The sequence below is a fragment of the Pseudodonghicola sp. genome (assembly GCF_048268305.1).
Taxonomy (GTDB): domain Bacteria; phylum Pseudomonadota; class Alphaproteobacteria; order Rhodobacterales; family Rhodobacteraceae; genus Pseudodonghicola.
This window is the reverse complement of the sequence record NZ_JBLWVT010000003.1, coordinates 433,055-450,237: the sequence shown is the minus strand read 5'-3', so window position 1 is coordinate 450,237 and position 17,183 is coordinate 433,055. Positions and strand designations below refer to the sequence as shown.

At 66.6% G+C, this 17,183-nt stretch carries 19 protein-coding genes; 12 read left to right on the top strand and 7 right to left on the bottom strand.

The features are described from left to right. Positions 1-123: 123 nt before the first annotated feature. Positions 124-564, top strand: a complete 441-nt coding sequence (locus tag ACN0V4_RS07945) for a hypothetical protein (RefSeq protein ID WP_417674764.1) — start codon at positions 124-126, stop codon at positions 562-564. A 20-nt stretch (positions 565-584) separates the two neighbouring features. Then, positions 585-1,004 (top strand): hypothetical protein, encoded by a 420-nt coding sequence (locus ACN0V4_RS07940; RefSeq protein ID WP_417674762.1) that lies wholly within the window; start codon positions 585-587, stop codon positions 1,002-1,004. 48 nt (positions 1,005-1,052) lie between these two features. Here the strand turns inward: ACN0V4_RS07940 and ACN0V4_RS07935 are convergent, their stop codons facing one another. After that, entirely contained in the window at positions 1,053-1,919 is an 867-nt protein-coding gene (locus ACN0V4_RS07935; RefSeq protein ID WP_417674760.1) for an SDR family oxidoreductase, read from the bottom strand. A 110-nt stretch (positions 1,920-2,029) separates the two neighbouring features. Here ACN0V4_RS07935 and ACN0V4_RS07930 point away from each other — a divergent pair, with 110 nt between their 5' ends. From ACN0V4_RS07930 to ribD, 4 genes are all read left to right on the top strand, one after another. After that, positions 2,030-2,422, top strand: a complete 393-nt coding sequence (locus ACN0V4_RS07930; protein ID WP_417674758.1) for a winged helix-turn-helix transcriptional regulator — start codon at positions 2,030-2,032, stop codon at positions 2,420-2,422. A gap of 39 nt (positions 2,423-2,461) precedes the next feature. Then, entirely contained in the window at positions 2,462-2,878 is a 417-nt protein-coding gene (locus ACN0V4_RS07925) for a secondary thiamine-phosphate synthase enzyme YjbQ (RefSeq protein ID WP_417674756.1), read from the top strand. Positions 2,879-3,011: 133 nt separating this feature from the next. Next, on the top strand, positions 3,012-3,479 hold the full coding sequence (nrdR, locus tag ACN0V4_RS07920) for a transcriptional regulator NrdR (protein ID WP_417674754.1): 468 nt from the start codon (positions 3,012-3,014) through the stop codon (positions 3,477-3,479). Between the two features lie 20 nt (positions 3,480-3,499). Then, the gene (gene ribD / locus ACN0V4_RS07915; protein WP_417674858.1) at positions 3,500-4,582 is read left to right on the top strand and encodes a bifunctional diaminohydroxyphosphoribosylaminopyrimidine deaminase/5-amino-6-(5-phosphoribosylamino)uracil reductase RibD; all 1,083 of its coding nucleotides are present in this window, start codon (positions 3,500-3,502) and stop codon (positions 4,580-4,582) included. Positions 4,583-4,657: 75 nt separating this feature from the next. Here the strand turns inward: ribD and ACN0V4_RS07910 are convergent, their stop codons facing one another. The 3 genes from ACN0V4_RS07910 to ACN0V4_RS07900 form a co-directional block, all read right to left on the bottom strand. Continuing rightward, a complete protein-coding gene (locus ACN0V4_RS07910) occupies positions 4,658-6,664 on the bottom strand; it encodes a capsular polysaccharide biosynthesis protein (RefSeq protein WP_417674752.1) in 2,007 nt (668 codons plus the stop codon). A 4-nt stretch (positions 6,665-6,668) separates the two neighbouring features. Beyond that, complete coding sequence (locus tag ACN0V4_RS07905) at positions 6,669-7,763, bottom strand: polysaccharide biosynthesis/export family protein (RefSeq protein ID WP_417674856.1); 1,095 nt, start codon at positions 7,761-7,763, stop codon at positions 6,669-6,671. 135 nt (positions 7,764-7,898) lie between these two features. Next, positions 7,899-9,191 carry a capsule biosynthesis protein gene (locus tag ACN0V4_RS07900; protein ID WP_417674750.1) on the bottom strand — a complete coding sequence of 431 codons (1,293 nt, stop codon included), beginning with the start codon at positions 9,189-9,191 and terminating at the stop codon, positions 7,899-7,901. Between the two features lie 160 nt (positions 9,192-9,351). On the opposite strand from ACN0V4_RS07900, the gene ACN0V4_RS07895 reads away from it, so the two are divergent. The 6 genes from ACN0V4_RS07895 to ACN0V4_RS07870 all read left to right on the top strand — a co-directional run bounded on the left by ACN0V4_RS07895 (position 9,352) and on the right by ACN0V4_RS07870 (position 13,374). Continuing rightward, complete coding sequence (locus tag ACN0V4_RS07895) at positions 9,352-9,966, top strand: riboflavin synthase (RefSeq protein ID WP_417674748.1); 615 nt, start codon at positions 9,352-9,354, stop codon at positions 9,964-9,966. After that, complete coding sequence (locus tag ACN0V4_RS07890; RefSeq protein ID WP_417674746.1) at positions 9,963-10,541, top strand: hypothetical protein; 579 nt, start codon at positions 9,963-9,965, stop codon at positions 10,539-10,541. The genes ACN0V4_RS07895 and ACN0V4_RS07890 overlap by 4 nt, the downstream gene beginning before the upstream one ends. A gap of 129 nt (positions 10,542-10,670) precedes the next feature. Further along, positions 10,671-11,792, top strand: coding sequence for a 3,4-dihydroxy-2-butanone-4-phosphate synthase (gene ribB, locus ACN0V4_RS07885; protein ID WP_417674744.1), 1,122 nt, complete (start codon positions 10,671-10,673; stop codon positions 11,790-11,792). Between the two features lie 3 nt (positions 11,793-11,795). After that, positions 11,796-12,347 carry a 6,7-dimethyl-8-ribityllumazine synthase gene (locus ACN0V4_RS07880; RefSeq protein WP_417674742.1) on the top strand — a complete coding sequence of 184 codons (552 nt, stop codon included), beginning with the start codon at positions 11,796-11,798 and terminating at the stop codon, positions 12,345-12,347. Next, the gene (gene nusB, locus ACN0V4_RS07875) at positions 12,344-12,829 is read left to right on the top strand and encodes a transcription antitermination factor NusB (RefSeq protein ID WP_417674740.1); all 486 of its coding nucleotides are present in this window, start codon (positions 12,344-12,346) and stop codon (positions 12,827-12,829) included. Before ACN0V4_RS07880 ends, nusB begins: the two co-directional genes overlap by 4 nt. A gap of 209 nt (positions 12,830-13,038) precedes the next feature. Further along, positions 13,039-13,374, top strand: a complete 336-nt coding sequence (locus ACN0V4_RS07870; protein ID WP_417674738.1) for a hypothetical protein — start codon at positions 13,039-13,041, stop codon at positions 13,372-13,374. Positions 13,375-13,467: 93 nt separating this feature from the next. Here ACN0V4_RS07870 and ACN0V4_RS07865 read toward each other — a convergent pair whose 3' ends face one another. The 3 genes from ACN0V4_RS07865 to ACN0V4_RS07855 form a co-directional block, all read right to left on the bottom strand. After that, complete coding sequence (locus ACN0V4_RS07865) at positions 13,468-14,619, bottom strand: acyl-CoA dehydrogenase family protein (protein ID WP_417674736.1); 1,152 nt, start codon at positions 14,617-14,619, stop codon at positions 13,468-13,470. Positions 14,620-14,646: 27 nt separating this feature from the next. Further along, positions 14,647-16,194 carry a class I adenylate-forming enzyme family protein gene (locus tag ACN0V4_RS07860; protein WP_417674734.1) on the bottom strand — a complete coding sequence of 516 codons (1,548 nt, stop codon included), beginning with the start codon at positions 16,192-16,194 and terminating at the stop codon, positions 14,647-14,649. Between the two features lie 84 nt (positions 16,195-16,278). Further along, on the bottom strand, positions 16,279-17,169 hold the full coding sequence (locus ACN0V4_RS07855) for a LysR substrate-binding domain-containing protein (RefSeq protein WP_417674732.1): 891 nt from the start codon (positions 17,167-17,169) through the stop codon (positions 16,279-16,281). Positions 17,170-17,183 lie beyond the last annotated feature (14 nt).

The window sequence follows — 17,183 nt, the reverse complement described above, 5'->3', positions numbered from 1 at the left end:
AACAGCGGCGCGGGCGTTTTCGTGTCCGCCGTCCTCCGCCGATCTTTTCCATGCCCCCTGTTCTCCACCCCGCCCAGGCCCTATCTTGTGAACCAGCACATCTTCCGCGCTGAGGTTATCACCATGAAACGTTTCGCCGCCGCCCTGATCGGGCTCTCGGTTCTGGTCTCCGGACTGCCGCAGGGCGCGGGGGCGGTGAATATCAAGCCCACCATGCGGGCCTATCCGGTCAATGACACCGTGTTCGAGGTGGTCGGCATCTCTTCGGCCGGAGGCGGCGGATATTGGTGCGGCGCGGCGGATTATGCTCAGCGGGTGCTGCATGCCGATTGGGCGGCGCCGATCTATGTGGTGCGCGGGCGTGGCCCCAGCGTCACCACCGGCCGGCGGTCTGCGGTGCAATTCTCGCTGGTGGCGCCGAAGCTGCCGGGGGAACCCTCGGCTGCCGATGCGCCCTTGCAAAAATATCTGCCGTTCCATCTGCTGAACGAGATGACCCCAGGCATTCACATGAGCGTGCAGGAAGCCATGGGCTATTGCGAAATTGCGCGGAATATCGACTGACGGTGACAGGAGGGCTGACCATGCGGTCGCGTTTCACCAGAACGATCCTTGGAGCTGCGGTATTGGCTGCTTTGCCCGGGCTGGCTTTGGCCTGGCGGGCGCAGAACCGCTATGAGGTCGAGGATCTGGGGCAGGGGGTTTTCGAGGTTGTCGGCCGGGTTGGCGCCGGCGCCAGTGACTATTGGTGTGGGGCGGGCGATTACGCCACCATCGTGCTGAAGGCACCGTCCAACCAGCGGGTCTATATCTGGCGCCCGATCGGCCCCTCGGTCAGCCGGCCGGGTTACCGGGCGGTACAATTCGCCCTGACCCCGCCGAAGGGGGCGGATACCAGTGTCGGGCTGTCGTTGGCGGTGAAGCGCGCCGGCGATAACCTCAGCGCCTCGATGGCGCGGCAATATTGCTACGATCGTTTCGACGACCCGTTCTGGCGGAATTGAGCCGGACCTGACGGGGGTGGCCCGCCCTTGGGCGGGCCAGAAGGCGCTTCAGCCGGCGAGTGCCGCGGCAATCGTGTCGGCCAGTGGCGTGGTCGGATGGCCGATCAGGGTAGAGAGATCCTTGCGCGAGGTGGTCAGCGCGCCCTTGGCCGCTTGGGCGTCGCTGTCGGCAAGAATGGTTGCAAAGCCTTCGGGCAGGCCAGCCTGCACCAGCGCGGCGGCATAGGCGGTTTCCGGCATATCGGTATAGACGACCGGCTTGCCCGCCTGACTGCTCAGCTCGGCGGCGAAATCGGCGAGGGTGAAATCGCTGTCGCCGGCCAGTTCATAAATCTTGCCAGCATGATCGCCGCCCGCCAGAACGATGGCCGCGGCTTCGGCGTAATCCTTGCGGGGCGCGGTGGCGAACCGGCCCGCGCCGGCGCAACCGAAATGCTGGCCCAGTTCCAGATCGGTGGGCAGGCTGGCCAGCAGGTTTTCAGTATACCAGCCGTTGCGCAGCAGCGCGTAGGGGATGCCGCTCTCGGCCAGCATCGCCTCGGTCGCCTTGTGCTCCGCCGCCAGCGCCATGGGCGAAGTCGTGGCGGCGAGGATCGAGGTATAGGCGATGAAGCCGACGCCGGCGGTCTTGGCGGCGGTGATCGCATTGCCGTGCTGGCGCGCCCGCTGGCCCACAGCGCTGGAGGAGATCAGCAACAGCCGGTCGATGCCGGCAAAAGCGGCCTTGAGGCTGTCGACATCGTCATAATCGCCGATCCGGGCGGCGATGCCCTCGGCTTCATAAGCCGCTTTCGTTTCGGGTTTGCGGACCAGGGCGACGATCTGCGCCGCCGGCACCAGGGTTTTCAGGTGGTCGATGACCAGCCGGCCCAGATGACCTGAGGCGCCGGTTACCATCAGTAGGGGAGCGGACATGAGCGGTTCCTTTCACAGTCTTCAAACGTTGACAGGTCTCAGATAGAGACTTAAATGAGTCTCGAAAAGGAGGCAGGTTTATCTGCCCAGGTTACCTGAAGGGAACCGCCATGAGCGATACCACACTTTCGGATCGGCTGGAGACCTGGCAGGAGCTGGGCCAGGATCTGGCCAATTGCCCGGTGCGCCATGTGCTGGATCACCTGGCGGCGAAATGGACCACGCTGATTTTGCTGGAGCTGTCCCAGGGGCCGGCGCGGTTCAATGCGATCGGCCGGGCGCTGCCCGATATCTCGAAACGCATGCTGACCCAGTCACTGCGCGATCTCGAACGCGACGGGCTGATCGCGCGGGCGGTGTTTCCGACCAAGCCACCCAGCGTCGAATATCGGCTGACCGAGATGGGGCAATCGTTGCTGGGCCCCCTCGGGGCGCTGATCGACTGGGCGAAAACCCATGCTGATCCGATCGCCGAGGCACGCCGCGCCTATGTCAGCGCCTGACCCCTTGCCGCCATCGCGCAGGCAAGGCTAACTGAGGCGATGCAGACAACCTTTCTCATCCCGACCCGGGGCCAGGGGCTTTATGACGTCACCCGCGAGGTGACCGACTGGCTGCGCGATTGTCGTGCCGGCGACGGGCTGCTGACGCTCCTCGTTCGTCACACCTCCTGTTCGTTGCTGATCCAGGAGAATGCCGACCCCGAGGTGCAGACCGATCTGCGCAATTTCTTCCACAGGCTGGTGCCGCCCTCGACCGACCCGTCGATGTCCTTCCTGACCCATACCTACGAGGGGCCGGACGATATGCCGGCCCATATCAAGGCGGCGTTGTTGCCTGTCAGCTTGTCGATTCCTGTGATGGATGGGCGCATGCGGTTGGGAACCTGGCAGGGGATTTACCTTTTCGAACATCGCGCCGCAGCGCACCGGCGCGAGGTGGCCGCGCATCTGGGCTGAGGCGCACTCATCTAGCGGTGGCATTTCCCCCCTACCCAAACCCTAGCTGCTCGCCTATAGTTGTGGATAACTAAGCCCGCACATCCACAAAGCGCGGCGGGCCCGAGGCAGATCACCAACGAAGGGGACCGGCATGCGCTGTCCGTTTTGCGGAAATATCGATACGCAGGTAAAGGACTCGCGTCCGGCCGAAGATCACGTGGCGATCCGCCGGCGGCGGTTCTGCCCGGCCTGCGGCGGCCGCTTTACCACCTATGAACGGGTGCAACTGCGCGATTTGGTGGTGATCAAGACCTCCGGCAAGCGCGAAGATTTCGATCGCGGCAAGCTGGAACGTTCGATCCGCATCTCGATGCAGAAACGTCCGATCGAACCGGAGCGCATCGACCAGATGATTTCCGGCATCGTGCGCCGGTTGGAAAGCATGGGCGACACCGACATCCCCTCGAAGCGGATCGGCGAGATCGTGATGGAGGCGCTGGCTCGGATCGACACCGTCGCCTATGTGCGCTTTGCGAGCGTTTACAAGAACTTCCAAGCCGCAGATGATTTCGAAAGCTTCGTTCACGAACTGCGCCCGACGCCGGCGCCGGAAGAGTGAGCGGCGCTGACGAACGGTTCATGGCGCTGGCCCTGTCGTTGGGTCGGCGCGGTCAGGGGCGCTGCTGGCCGAACCCTGCGGTGGGCTGCGTCATTGTGCGGGACGGCCGCATCGTCGGGCGCGGCTCGACCGCGCCGGGCGGCCGGCCGCATGCCGAACCCCAGGCGCTGGCGCAGGCCGGCGATCTGGCGCGCGGCGCCACCGCCTATGTCTCGCTTGAGCCCTGTTCCCACCATGGCAAGACGCCGCCCTGCGCCGATGCGCTGATCGCGGCGGGGGTGGCCCGCGTCGTTGTGGCGATCGTGGACAGCGACCCCCGGGTCTCCGGACAGGGGCTTGAGCGGTTGCGCCAGCACGAGATCGCGGTGACCACCGGTGTGCTCGCCGATCAGGCCGCGCATGATCTGTCCGGCTTTTTCCTCAAGACCGAACAGGGCCGGCCGATGGTGACGCTGAAGATGGCGTCAAGCTTCGATGGCCGCATCGCCACCGCCATCGGCCAGAGCCAGTGGATCACCGGGCCCGAGGCGCGCCGGCTGGTCCACGCGATGCGCGCGCGCCACGATGCGGTGATGGTGGGCGCCGGGACCGCACGGGCCGATGATCCCGCGCTCACCGTGCGCGGCATGGGAGCGACGCATCAGCCGATCCGCGTGGTGGTCTCGCGCCATCTCGACCTGCCGCTTCTGGGCCAGCTTGCCCGCACCGCGGCGCAGGTTCCGGTCTGGCTGTGCCACGGGCCTGGCGCCGATCCCGATCGCATTCGCGCCTGGCAGGGGCTTGGCGCCCGGCTGATCCCCTGTGCGCTGCGCGGCAGTCAGCTCGATCCTTCGGAAGTGCTGCGGCAATTGGGGCAGGCGGGGCTGACCCGGGTGTTCTGCGAGGGCGGCAGCGCGCTTGCCGCCTCGTTGCTGGGCGACGATCTGGTCGACGACCTGGTGACCTTCACCGCCGGCCTCGCGATCGGTGCCGAAGGCTTGCCGGCGATCGGTGCGCTCGGGCTTGGCCGGCTGGCCGAGGCGCCGCGCTTCGATCTGGCCGAGGTTCGCCCGATCGGCCCCGATGTGATGATCCGCTGGACCCGCGCGCTGCCGTCGGCCTGACCGCGTGCGCCTGCCTTTTTCTAGCTATAAATATCCCGGGGGAGGCCGCAGGCCGGGGGCGGAGCCCCCGCGCGCTCAGCGCCAGAGATGCGCGTAGGTCGCGAAGAGGCCCTGCAGTTTCGACAGGCTGCGGTTCGCCAGCGGCGGCAGCGGGATCTCTTCGCGCGCCAGCCGCTCGACGATCACCTCGACCGGGCAGGGCAGACCGGTGACCGGATCGCGATATCGGGGGTAGTCGATCAGCGCCGCATGGACCAATCCTTCAAGGCCTGGTCGGGCAAGGCGGCGCGGCGGGATCTCTCCCAGATCGCGGGTCAGCCCCCAGCCGGCATAGAAGGGGGCGCCGAGGGTGGTGACGCGCACCCCGCGCAGCAAAGCCTCGAAGCCCAGGAGCGAGGTCATGGTCCAGACCTCGTCGACCTGTGGCAGCAGCGCCATCGGATCGGCGTGGCGCAGCACCAGATCGGCAAGCCCCTCGGCCTCGACCGCGCCGGGGCGCAGCCCCGCCTCGACATCCGGGTGCGGTTTATAGAGGATCACCGTCTGCGGATGGGCGGCGCGGGCCGCCTGCAACAGTTCCAGATTGGTGCGCACCTTGCCGGTGCCGGTCAGGATCGAGGCGTCGTTTTCCACCTGGCCGGGCACCAGGATGCGATGGCCGGGGGGCAGCTCTGGCAGCGCGCCGCCCAGGTTGTACTTGCTCAGCCCCGCCTCGGTCAGCGCCTGGATCAACCGCTCCGCGCGGCGGGCCTGATCGGGGCGCAGGCCGGCGCGCCGGGCGATCAGCGCCTCCAGCCGGCTCGGGCGGCGCGGGTCGTAATAGATGCCCTGATCGTCGGTCACCAGCGACAGCGGCGGCACCAGTTCCGCCCCCAACCCGCGGGAGCGCAGAAAGCCGTCCTCGCCCCGCACGCCGTCGTCGGCCTCGCGCGCGCGCGAGGCCCAGATCATCCGGCGGCGACCCTGCGTCGCCTTCGCCGGGTCATCCGAGAAGATCACCCGTTTCTCGCCGCCGAAGAAGGCCTGCAGGGGTTTGCGTTTCCACAGCCGCATGCCGGCGGCGATCCAGCCGTGGCGATCTTCGCGCCAGGTCCGCAACTGCGCCTCTAAGGTGTCCATCGCCCCCTCCAGCTCGCAGAGCCGGTCGCGATAGGGATCGTACCAGATCGGATAGAGCATCATGGCCGCGGCGAAAAGCTGGGCGCGGGTCAGGCGCCGGGTTCGGCGGGCGAGGGGGAATTCATCCTCGGTCAACCCCCAGCCGGCATAGAAGGGCTGGCCGAAGACGCGCGGACGGTGGCCGGCGAGGATCGCCTCGAACCCGAGTTGCGAGGATACGGTATAGACGCCGACCGCCCCCTCCATCAGCGCCCAGGGATCGACCGGATCGGAAAGGAGCCGCACCCGGTCACTTTCATCCTCTGGTCCGAAATGGCCGGGGCGGTATCCGGCGCCGGTCTCGGGGTGGGTCTTGATCACAACCGGCATGCCGGGATGTTCGAGCTGGGCGAAGACCAGCATCTCGCGGAACCGCGCCACATCCGCGCCCGAGGCCCTGACCGAGGCGTCGCCGCGGGTCTGGTCGATCACCAGAACATAGGGCGCGCGGGGCAGGGCGGCATCGGGATCATAGCCGCTGTATTTGGTCAGCCCGATCTCGCGCATGCGGGCGATGGCGTCGCGGGCCCGGTTCAAAACCGCGCTGTCGTCGAGCGGATGAGTGGCCAGCAGCCGCTCCAGATCCGAGGGCTGGGCGGGATCGAAATGCGGGCCGGACCAGTCGAGCGTCAGCCCGATCGGCGGCTCTCCGGCGCGACCGGGGTGGAGCGAGCGGAGAAAGGCGTCTTCGACCCGCAGCACCGGCACGCCGCGCCTGTCAGCCACGGCGAGGCCGCGGTGCGCGGTGGGGCCGGCGCCCCAGACGGCGACGGCATCTTCCTTGCCGGGCAATCCGATACGGATGTCATGGCCGGCCAGCGACAGCATCCGCCGCAGCCGGCGCTGGGTCAGAAAGCCGCCGTTGTAAACGAAAAGCCGGGGGCGTTTGCCCCCGGCCATATCGGTGCCGTCATGGCGGGTCATGAGATCAGCCGCCGGCGAGCGACTGGACGCTGGCCACCGGGGTGATCGACCCTGCGAGGAGCGAGATGGTCTTGGTCCATTGCGCATAGGGCGCCTCGGTCACATAGAGCGTATCGCTGTCCCGGATCACGAAGTCCCGCGCCTGGAACAGGCCGTTGGGTTCGGTCAGGTTCAGCACATAGATCATCCGCTGGGCGCCTTGCAGATCGCTGCGGCCCAGAACCTGGTTGGCGATCGCGGCCGGCTCGTTGCGCAGCACGAAGACGCCGGTCGGGTCGGAAGAGGTGGAGATCAACCCGCCGACCTGGGCGATGGCCTCGAGCGCCGAGATCTGCTGGGTCTGGAACGACACGCGGGCCTGCTGGCTGGTGGCGCCGAGCGCGGTGAAGGCGCGGGTGTCTTCCTCGACCAGGATGCGATCGCCGCCACGCAGCGCGATGTCGAGGCTGGGGTTGTCATAGAGATCCTGGAACCAGATCTTGCCCTGCTGCTTGCCGCGGTTGACGATGATCTGCGCCGCTTCCGGCTTTACGGTCGGGCCGCCGGCACGCGCCAGCATGGTGGCCAGCGTGCGGGTCGAGCGTTCGATCGGATAGACCCCCGGCGCGCCGACAGAGCCGGTCAGCGAGACGGTGGAGCCGTCGCCGGCGACGCGGCGCACCTGCACCTGCGGGTCGGGCGTCTGATCCTGCAGCCGCTGGGTGATCATCTCGCGCAATTGGTCAGGGGTATTGTCTGCTGCCTTCACCCGGCCGGCGTAGGGGACGAAGATATAGCCGGCGCTATCGACCTGGACCTGATCCAGAACGGTGGCATTGGCGCCCTGATTGGCGAGCAGCCCGTCGTCAACGTTCTCCCAGATCGTCAGCCCCAGCACGTCGCCGGGGCGGATGGTATCCGAGGTGAGCTGCGAGGCGCTCAGGAAATTATTGGCGAAGCCGAGTGCGGGGACCACCGCCGTGGCGCGGGTGACGCGGTCATTGACCGCGACAACAAAGGCATCGCCTTCGCGCTGGACCGAGCCGGCGAAGATTTCACGTTTGTTGGGGCCGACTCGCGGCAGGGCACAAGCGGCCAGCAATGCAAGCGCGGCCAGCATCGCGATAGGCTTGGCCCATCGGGGTGTCAGGGATTTCACTGCTCGGTCTCCTCGACCTGTTATCGTTCTGCCTCAGGTTTTTGCGTCAAGCTACCGGAATAGACCATAAAAATCCAGTCCTGACTGCCATGATCCTCAGGTCACCGCCCTGAGGTGTTGCCGAGGAGCCGCTGTTCCGGATTTCAGCGCGTCATAGGGGTCTTCTGGCGACAGCATCATGTCGACCACATGGCGCAGCAATTGCCGGCGTCCGCGGCGCGAATAGAAGCCTCCGGGCACCTGGCTGGTTTCCAGCAGGAAGCGGCGGTAGTCCTTATAGGCGCGGTTGTCCGGGCGGGTGGCGCCGGCGAAGAACTCTCTCAACGGCTGGCCCGAGACGAACTCGGGCTTGGCATAGACGGCGCGGCCGAAGACCTTGATCGGAATGCCGCGCCAGAGCACCTGCTGCCCGGCGGTGGAATTGACCGTCACCGCGCTGCGCGCATCGTTGAGAAGCTGCGCCAGCTTGCCGCCGCGCACGTAATGCACCCGATCGGCGATGCCGTATTTCGCGGCGAGCCTGTGGGTTTCTGCCCGCACCGGCACGCGGCCATCCTCCAGCGGATGCGCCTTGATCACCAGATGGTGGTGCTGCGGCGCGCCCTCGGCAAAGCCCTGGATCACCTGTTCCAGAAACTCCGTCATGGTGGAGAAGGGCGAATGCATCTGGAACGAGCTGTCATGTTCCAGTTGCAGCAGCGCCAGATGATAGGGAAAGCCACCATCGCGGATGCGTCTCTGGGCGATGCGGCGCTCCAGCGCCTGGAAGGGCATCAGCACCAGCCGCTTGAGGTAAAGCTGAAACTCCTTGGTGACCGGCAGGGCGCGATGCGGGCGGAAATCGGGATAGCCGCGGTTCCAGAACATGACGAACCAGTGATAGAGCGCGCCATAGAACACGTGCTGGCGCATATCACCCCAACTTGCCGGGGGCAGCGGCGCCTCCATGTCCGACAGGGCCAGTGCCGATTGCATTTCGGCAATGGTCATGTCCATCAGCCGCGAGTTGCCGTTCGAGCCGCCGCGCTCGTAGGTGATCCAATAGGGCCGCATATAGCCCTCTTCGAAGACATGCACGGTCAGCCCGCGCGCTCTCGCGGCGGCGACGGCGGTGGCATGGATCGGGCGGGTGTCACCATAGAGCACGATGTCGGTGACATGGCGGTCGTCCAGCAGCCGTTCCAGCGTCTCCGGCCAGTCCTCGGCCGAGCCGCGATGGGGGATATAGCTGTCGGGATGATGCCAGAACACCCGGTCGCCGGCGTTGAAGCCCGCTCGCCAGACCGTGGCGCCGGTGGCGCGCAGCATCTCGCCCAATGCGTTGAAGAAGGGACCATGTGGGCCCTGCAGAAACAGAAACACCCTGTCAGTCTGCACAGTTGCACCCATACTATTTACTCGTCTGCTCAGCCTGTCGAATGCACGGTTTTTAGTCGGCCATTCTGGCGAAACTATGGCCCGGCGGGGGCGACGGCGCAAGCGGGGGCTTGTCCGGAGCGGGGCGGGTCGCTACCTCAGGATCTCAAGGCATTTCAAAAGGAGGCGCGCCATGTTCACCGGGATCATCACCGATGTCGGCACCGTGACCGAGCTGGAGCGGCGGGGCGACCTGCGCGCCCGCATCGCGACCCATTACGACACCGCCGGCATCGACATCGGTGCCTCGATCGCCAGCGATGGCGTCTGTCTGACGGTGATCGACCTGGGCCCCGACTGGTATGATGTCGAGATCAGCGCCGAAACCCTGTCGAAAACCAATATCGGCGGCAAGGACAACGATCCCAGCGGCGGCTGGCAGACCGGCAAGAAGGTCAATCTGGAACGCGCGCTCAAGGTCGGTGACGAATTGGGCGGCCATATCGTCTCGGGCCATGTCGACGGCGTGGCCGAGATCATCGCCATGGCCGAGGAGGGCGACAGCACCCGCATCAGCTTCCGGGCGCCGCATGCCCTGGCCCGCTTCATCGCGCCGAAGGGCTCGGTGGCGCTGAACGGCACCTCGCTGACGGTGAACGAGGTCGAGGGCGACACCTTCGGCGTCAATGTCATCCCGCATACCCAGCAGGTCACCACCTGGGGCCAGGCCAAGGTCGGCGACCGGATCAACCTCGAGGTCGACACCCTGGCGCGCTATGTCGCCCGGCTGAACGAGGCGGCGGCATGACCGCCCCCGCCGGGATCGGCCACAATGGCGGCCCGTCGATGGAGCCGGGCAAGCTGTTGCGCACCCATCAATGGCGCGCGGCGCAGCGGGCGCTGATGCCCAACGCGATCCCCAAGCTGGTGTTGCAGATGCGTCTCAAGCGCGCGGCCGAACTGGGGATGGATTACAAGACCTATGCCAAGGTGCGGCAGTTCTCTGGCCAGGATATCGTCGGGCTGCTGTTCTCGTCGAACGCGCTGCGGATTCTGGGCTATGACGCCCGCATGCCGGAAAGCCGGGAAGAGAAATTGCAGGCGGTCCGCGCGGCCCAGAAGCTGGCGCTGGTGCAGCCGCCGATGTCGCCGCAGGCGGTGCTGTTGCGCAATCCGGTGCTGGATGCCGCCGGCCCCGCACCGCGCTTTACCGACACTTGGGCGCAGGCGCGCAGCCGGATCGAGGCGGTGATGCGCGACCGCAAGCTGTCGGGGGCACAGGTGCTGGTGATCGGGGAGGCGCCGTTGGAGCAGGAATGGATGGCCGCCGGCCGCGCCGCGGGCTATCTGCCGGCGGGGGAGTATTTCGGTCAGGCGATCTGAACGGCGACGCGCGCGGGTTTTTCCCAAATGCAGGGCGGCTGTGCAGGGCAGTCATGCGCGCGGGACTGGCATTCGTGCCCGGCGTGGTCTATCTGCCGGGTAACCGCTGACAGTAAAGGCCGCAGTCCCATGAGTTTCGAAACCCCCGGCCCGGTGGAATCCGGGCTGCGCGACGCGATCAGCCCGATCGAGGACATCATCGAAGAGGCGCGCCAGGGTCGCATGTTCATCTTGGTCGACCATGAGGACCGCGAGAACGAGGGCGATCTGGTGATCGCCGCCGAATTCGCCGATGCCGAGGCGATCAACTTCATGGCCACCTATGGCCGCGGGCTGATCTGCCTGCCGATGACCGCCGAGCGGGTCGACCGGCTGGGGCTGCCGATGATGGCGGTCAACAACTCCTCGCGGCACGAGACCGCCTTCACCGTCTCGATCGAGGCGCGCGAGGGGGTCACGACCGGCATCTCGGCCGGCGATCGGGCCCATACCATCGCCACCGCGATCAACGAACAGAACACCATGGCGAGCCTCGCCACTCCCGGCCATGTCTTCCCGCTGCGCGCCAAGCGCGGCGGCGTGCTGGTGCGGGCAGGGCATACCGAGGCCGCCGTCGATATCTCGCGCCTGGCGGGGCTGAAGCCCGCCGGGGTGATCTGCGAGATCATGAAGGACGACGGCACCATGGCGCGGCTGCCCGATCTGGTGGAATTCGCCGCCCAGCACGGGCTGAAGATCGGCACCATTTCCGACCTGATCACCTATCGGTCGCGCAACGACAATCTGGTGACCGAGACCGCACGACGCACCGTGGTGTCGGAATTCGGCGGCGAATGGGACATGCGCATCTTCACCGACCAGACCCATGGCACCGAACATGTGGCGATGATCAAGGGTGACATCACCACGCCGGAGCCGGTGCTGACCCGCACCCATGCGTTGCACGAGGCGACCGATATTCTCGGCCTCGGCCCGAAATCGGCGCGGCAATTGCCCCGTTCGATGGAGCTTATCGCCGAGGAGGGGCGCGGCGTCGTCACCCTGTTCCGCCAGCCGCGCAACGTGCTTTTCGCCGATGAGGAGGAAGGCCCGCGCACCATCAAGCAGACCGGCCTGGGCGCCCAGATCCTGTCGAGCCTGGGGCTGTGCGATCTGATCCTGTTGACCGATTCGCCGAAGACCAAATACCTCGGGCTCGATGCCTTCGGGCTCAGCATCGTCGGCACCCGCCCGATCCTGAAGGAGGAGTGACCCATGGCCGGACATGAAAGCCATTATATCCTGCCGCGTCCGACCTTCGACGCGCCGGTGAAGCTGCTGATCGTGGTGGCGCCCTATTACAAGGACATCGCCGACAACCTGATCGCCGGCGCCAAGGCCGAGATCGAGGCCGTGGGCGGCACCTGGGATCTTGTCGAAGTGCCTGGTGCGCTTGAGGTGCCCGCCGCCATCGGGCTTGCCGATCGCTATTCGAACTATGACGGCTATGTCGCGCTGGGCTGCGTGATCCGCGGCGAGACCACCCATTACGATACGGTCTGCAACGATTCGAGCCGGGCGCTGCAATTGCTGGGCCTGCAGGGGCTCTGCATCGGCAATGGCATCCTGACGGTCGAGAACCGGCCGCAGGCCGAGGTGCGCGCCGATCCGGCCGATCAGAACAAAGGTGGCGGCGCTGCCGCTGCGGCCTTGCATCTGATCGCGCTCGGCCGTAAGTGGGGCGGCCAGAAAGAAGACGTAGGCTTTCGGCCGCTGACGGAGACGATCCGCCTGGCCGGAGACAACGACGGAACCCCCACCGCATGACCAATACCGACGCGCCCATCTCGGGCAACCAGAAACGCAAGATGAAATCGGCCGCCCGGCTTTATGCCGTCCAGGCACTCTATCAGATGGAGCAGCGCGGCCAGACCATCGACCAGGTGGTGCTTGAGTTTCTCGATTTCCGTTTCGGCGCGACCTACGAGGAAGAAGGGGAGATGATCGAGGGCGACGTCGATCTCTTCCGCAAGCTGGTGAGCGACGCGGTGAACTATCAGGCGCGGATCGACCAGATGACCGACCGCGCGCTGGTGGCGAAATGGCCGATCGCCCGGATCGACCCGACGCTGCGCGGCCTGTTCCGTGCCGCCGGGGCGGAGCTGATCAACTCCGACACGCCGCCGAAGGTGGTGATCAGCGAATTCGTCGATATCGCCCGCGCCTTCTTTCCCGAGGGCAAGGAGCCGAAATTCGTCAATGCCGTGCTTGATCACGTGGCGCGGGAGGCGCGGCCGGAGGCCTTCTGAGTCTCTGCCGCCCCTGTCCCCAAACACGCAGCACCCGCCCCTTTGGGCGGGTTTTTCGTGTCCGCGTCCGCGATCCCGGGCCGCGGACCTTGGCGGCTGCCTGATCCGTCACCATATCGGCTGTAAACCGCCCCTGCGACGAGATGCGCGCCAATTCGCGATGGACGGACGGCGCGCGCGTGATAGCATCGCGGTATTGGAGATAGATCATGCCCGAACTCATCAAGCTTTACATTCGCAACGTTCTGATCGGCTTCGTCATCGCAGCCGCCTTCGTCGCCATGCTGCTGTGGTTCAATGTGATGAACCTCTGGCATCTGGTCAGCACCTCGGACGCCGGCATTTTGGCGGTGGTGGTACTGTGGTTCGCCCATGGCGTCGTCTTCGCCGGCGTGCAATTCGCCTGGGCGGTGATGTCGATGGCCGAGCGTGACGACAGCGGCCCGCGTGGCGGCACCCCGGCGGCGATCCCGGATTATCGCGCCGTTCTGGTGCCGGTCGAAGAGCCCAGCAAGCGCGCCCGCCAGTTGCATCGGCGCCGTTGATCCGGCGCATCGCCTGCTGATCCCCGGCCCCTTGGGCGCGGGTCATGAATTTGCACCCCGAAGCGCCGCTTCGGGGTGGTGTCGTCTCCAGCCTCAGCCCTGCGGAAAGCTGCCCATGAATTTGGTCAGGATCTGCAGCATCACCTCATCGGCGCCGCCGCCGATCGAAGTGAGCCGGGTGTCGCGGAAGATCTGCGAAATCTCGCTTTCCTCGCTATAGCCCATGCCGCCCCAGAACTGCAGGCAGGTGTCCGAGATGCGGCGCGACAGCTGCCCTGCCAGCAGCTTTGCCATGGTGGCGATCCGGGTCGCATCCTCGCCCGCCTCGATCATCTCGACCCCGCGCCAGTTCAGCGCGTTCAGCGCCTCCAGCTCGCTTTGCAGTTCGGCCAGCTTGAAGGCGACCCATTGGTTATCGAGGATCGACTTGCCGAAGGCCTTGCGCTCGCGGGTATAGGCCAGGGTGCAGTCGATGGCGCGTTGCAACGCGCCGACCGTGTTCAGCGCCCCCCATAGCCTTTCGTACTGGAATTGCTCCATCTGATAGAGGAACCCCATGTTCTCCTCGCCGATGCGGTTCGATTGCGGCACCCGCACCTCGTCGAAGAACAGCTGGGCGGTGTCGGAACAGCGCATGCCGATCTTGTCGATCTTGCGGGTGACGCCAACGCCCTTGGTGTCCATCGGCACCACGATCAGCGACTTGTTCTTGTGCACCGGCCCGTCGCCGGTATTGGCCAGCAGGCAGCAGAAATCGGCCTGGGTGCCATTGGTGATCCACATCTTGGCGCCGTTGATGATGTAATCGCCGCCCTCCTTGCGGGCGGTGGTGCGGATCGCCGCCACATCCGATCCGGCGCCGGGTTCCGACACGCCGATGCAGCCGACCATCTCGCCGGCGATGGCGGGGCGCAGGAAGGCGTCGCGCAGGGCGTCGCTGCCGTGTTTCTCCAGCGCCGGGGTGCACATATCGGTCTGCACCCCCAGCGCCAGCGCCACGCCGCCGGGCTTGATCTGCCCCAGCGTCTCGGCCACGACGGCGGCATAGGAAAAGCCGAGCCCGAGGCCGCCATAGGCCTCGGACTTGCTGACGCCCATCAGCCCCAGGTCGGCGAAGGATTTGAACACCTGACGCGCGGGAAAGATGCCGGCGGCCTCCCATTCGGCGGCATGGGGGTTCACCTCCGCCTCGATCCAGCGCTTGGTGCTGCGGCGCAGTTCTTCATGTTCATGTGTCAGGCGCATGAGGCTCTCCGGTCGGTTGCGAATGGGTCAGGGCAGGCGGCCGTCCTGCAGCGCCTGTTCCAGCAGGTGGCGCATGATCTTGCCGGTGGTGCTGCGCGGCAGCACCTCGTCGGCGACGATGAAGACCTGGCGCGGCCGCTTGTAGCGCGCGATGGCGCCGTCGAAGTGTGCCAGCACCATGGCGGCGTCCAGCGTCTGGCCGTCGCGGGGTACGACAAAGGCCACCGGCACCTCGCCCCAGTGATCGTCGGGGTGGCGCACCACCACGGCGTCGTGGACGGCGGGATGCGACAGGATCACCTGCTCGACCTCGGCCGGATAGATGTTCTCGCCCCCCGATTTGATCAGGTACTTGCGCCGGTCGACGAAGGCGAACTTGCCCTCGGGCGTGCGGCGGAACACGTCGCCCATATGGAACCAGCCGCCACGGAAACTCTCCTCGGTGGCCTCAGGGTTGCGCCAATAGCCGGAAAACAGCGTCGGGCCGCGCATCGCCAGCTCTCCCGGCGCGCCCTCGGGCACATCGCGGTCGTCTTCGTCCAGCAGGCGAATCTGGCACAGGCTGCTCTGGGTCTTGTCCAGCTCCTTCGGCACCACGCCGACCGGCACGCAGCCGGCGGTGGCGGGGGCCAGCCCGGTTTCGGTGGAACCGAAGGAGTTCACGTAAGGCGCATTCAGCAGGGTTGTCAGCTCGGCCAACTGATGGCGCGGGATCAGATCGGCCATGACGCCGACCCAGTCCACGCCTTGGACCCGGCCGCCGTGTGCGCGCAGGGCAGCCAGAAACGGCACGATGGTGCCGGGCATCAGCACCAGATGGCCAAGCCGGCGGGTCGCCGCCAGATCGGCCAGCAGATCGGGCTGAAAGCCCTCGGTCACGATGACGCGCCCGCCCTTCATCAGCGTCGCAAAGCTCGGGTCGGTCGAGACCATGTGAAACAGCGGCGCCCAGGCGATGAAGGCGCCGTCGGGGTCGCCGGGCAGATCGCGGGCCATCACCTCGGCCCGGGCGACCTCGGCCCGCTGGCTGATCAGCGCGCCCTTGGGCAGGCCGGTTGTTCCGGAGGTATAGAGGATCACCACACCGCTTTCGGCATCGGCCACCGGGGCAGGGCGGGGCGCCGCGCCTTCGGCGACGAGCGCCGCCTCAAAGGGGGCGCCGAAGCTCAGCTGCGCGGTATCGGGCCAGAGACGGGCTGCCAGATCGGCGAAGCGGGGCGAGGTAAGGATCAGCGCCGGGTCCACCAGCCCGACGCAATGGCAAAGTTCCGCCTCGGCCAGCCGCCAGTTCTGCGCGCAGAGGATGAAACCGCCGCGCGCCGCCGTGACCAGAGATTCGACATATTCCAGCCGGTTCTCGGAGAGCACCGCCACCCGGTCGCCGGGCCCGACGCCACGCCGGGCCAGCGCCGCGACCAGCGCACGGCTGCGTGCCTCGAGCGCGGCATAGGTCAGGCTGCGGTCGCCTTCCTCCAGCGCGACCCGTTCGGGCCAAAGGGCAAAGGCGCGCTCCAGCGCAAAGCTCAGGGATAGGCCGGCGGCCTGGCAGACGGTTTCCGACATCTGTTGCGACAAGGCGCGCCCCTCCCCTGACATGGCCTTGGCGCGAGGCTAGCATGGGGCCGGGTGGGGGACTTGTGCGGGGGCGCTAGCCCCGGGCTAACCCTGCGGATCGGCGCTGCGGGCGATGTCGAAGAAGGCCTGCACCAGCTTGGAGCCGGCGCGTTCGCGCAGGCAGATCAGCGCCTCGTCCATCAGCATCGGCGGCGCGTCGATCTCGATCGCTGAAAACCGGCTGTCGGCGCCGAATTCGGCGGTCGACACGAAACCGACCCCGGCACCGGAGGCGACGATCTCGCGCACCGCCTCGCGCCCCTCGGCCTCGATCGCGGCGGCGAGCGGGACGCCTTCGGCCTCGGCCAGTTCCTCCAGCCGGTGGCGGGTTTTCGAGCCCTGTTCGCGCAGCACCAGCGGGAAGCGGGCCAGATCGGCCAGCGACATCCGCCCCCGGGCGGCGGCGGGGTGGTCGCGTTGCGCGAAGGCGATGATCGGGGTGGAATTCAGCTTGAGCGTGACGAAGTCGCGGCCCTCGGGCATTTCACCCAATACGCCCAGATCGGCCTCATAGGCGCGCAGGCTGTCCAAAACGCTTTGGGTATTGCCGGCGCGCAGGGTGATGTGAACCCCGGGATAGCGGGCCCGAAACCGGCCCAGAACCGGGACCAGATGGTGCGCCGCATCGGCGACGATCCGCAGCTCTCCCAATCGCAGGGCGCGGGATTCCGTCAGCAGTTCCAGCGCCTGCTGCTCGACATCGAACAGTCGGCGGGTGATCGTCAGCAGCTCCTCCCCCTGTTGCGTCAGGGTGACCTGCTTGTTGCGCCGGTTGAACAGGAGGATGTCATATTCCTCCTCAAGCTTGCGCACCTGATCCGAGATCGCCGGCTGGGTCAGGAACAGCGCCTCTGCCGCACGGGAGAAGCCGCCGCAGATGGCGACATAGTGAAAGGCGCGGAGCTGGACGTATCGCATCGGAAGGGGGGATGTCATCCTATCGTTAAAAT

Excerpts from the sequence above, each read along its gene's own strand:
- ACN0V4_RS07945 (WP_417674764.1), top strand. The coding sequence starts at position 124 with ATGAAACGTTTCGCCGCCGCCCTGATCGGGCTCTCGGTTCTGGTCTCC.
- ACN0V4_RS07940 (WP_417674762.1), top strand. The coding sequence starts at position 585 with ATGCGGTCGCGTTTCACCAGAACGATCCTTGGAGCTGCGGTATTGGCT.
- ACN0V4_RS07935 (WP_417674760.1), bottom strand. The coding sequence starts at position 1,919 with ATGTCCGCTCCCCTACTGATGGTAACCGGCGCCTCAGGTCATCTGGGC.
- ACN0V4_RS07930 (WP_417674758.1), top strand. The coding sequence starts at position 2,030 with ATGAGCGATACCACACTTTCGGATCGGCTGGAGACCTGGCAGGAGCTG.
- ACN0V4_RS07925 (WP_417674756.1), top strand. The coding sequence starts at position 2,462 with ATGCAGACAACCTTTCTCATCCCGACCCGGGGCCAGGGGCTTTATGAC.
- nrdR (WP_417674754.1), top strand. The coding sequence starts at position 3,012 with ATGCGCTGTCCGTTTTGCGGAAATATCGATACGCAGGTAAAGGACTCG.
- ribD (WP_417674858.1), top strand. The coding sequence starts at position 3,500 with ATGGCGCTGGCCCTGTCGTTGGGTCGGCGCGGTCAGGGGCGCTGCTGG.
- ACN0V4_RS07910 (WP_417674752.1), bottom strand. The coding sequence starts at position 6,664 with ATGACCCGCCATGACGGCACCGATATGGCCGGGGGCAAACGCCCCCGG.
- ACN0V4_RS07905 (WP_417674856.1), bottom strand. The coding sequence starts at position 7,763 with ATGCTGGCCGCGCTTGCATTGCTGGCCGCTTGTGCCCTGCCGCGAGTC.
- ACN0V4_RS07900 (WP_417674750.1), bottom strand. The coding sequence starts at position 9,191 with ATGGGTGCAACTGTGCAGACTGACAGGGTGTTTCTGTTTCTGCAGGGC.
- ACN0V4_RS07895 (WP_417674748.1), top strand. The coding sequence starts at position 9,352 with ATGTTCACCGGGATCATCACCGATGTCGGCACCGTGACCGAGCTGGAG.
- ACN0V4_RS07890 (WP_417674746.1), top strand. The coding sequence starts at position 9,963 with ATGACCGCCCCCGCCGGGATCGGCCACAATGGCGGCCCGTCGATGGAG.
- ribB (WP_417674744.1), top strand. The coding sequence starts at position 10,671 with ATGAGTTTCGAAACCCCCGGCCCGGTGGAATCCGGGCTGCGCGACGCG.
- ACN0V4_RS07880 (WP_417674742.1), top strand. The coding sequence starts at position 11,796 with ATGGCCGGACATGAAAGCCATTATATCCTGCCGCGTCCGACCTTCGAC.
- nusB (WP_417674740.1), top strand. The coding sequence starts at position 12,344 with ATGACCAATACCGACGCGCCCATCTCGGGCAACCAGAAACGCAAGATG.
- ACN0V4_RS07870 (WP_417674738.1), top strand. The coding sequence starts at position 13,039 with ATGCCCGAACTCATCAAGCTTTACATTCGCAACGTTCTGATCGGCTTC.
- ACN0V4_RS07865 (WP_417674736.1), bottom strand. The coding sequence starts at position 14,619 with ATGCGCCTGACACATGAACATGAAGAACTGCGCCGCAGCACCAAGCGC.
- ACN0V4_RS07855 (WP_417674732.1), bottom strand. The coding sequence starts at position 17,169 with ATGACATCCCCCCTTCCGATGCGATACGTCCAGCTCCGCGCCTTTCAC.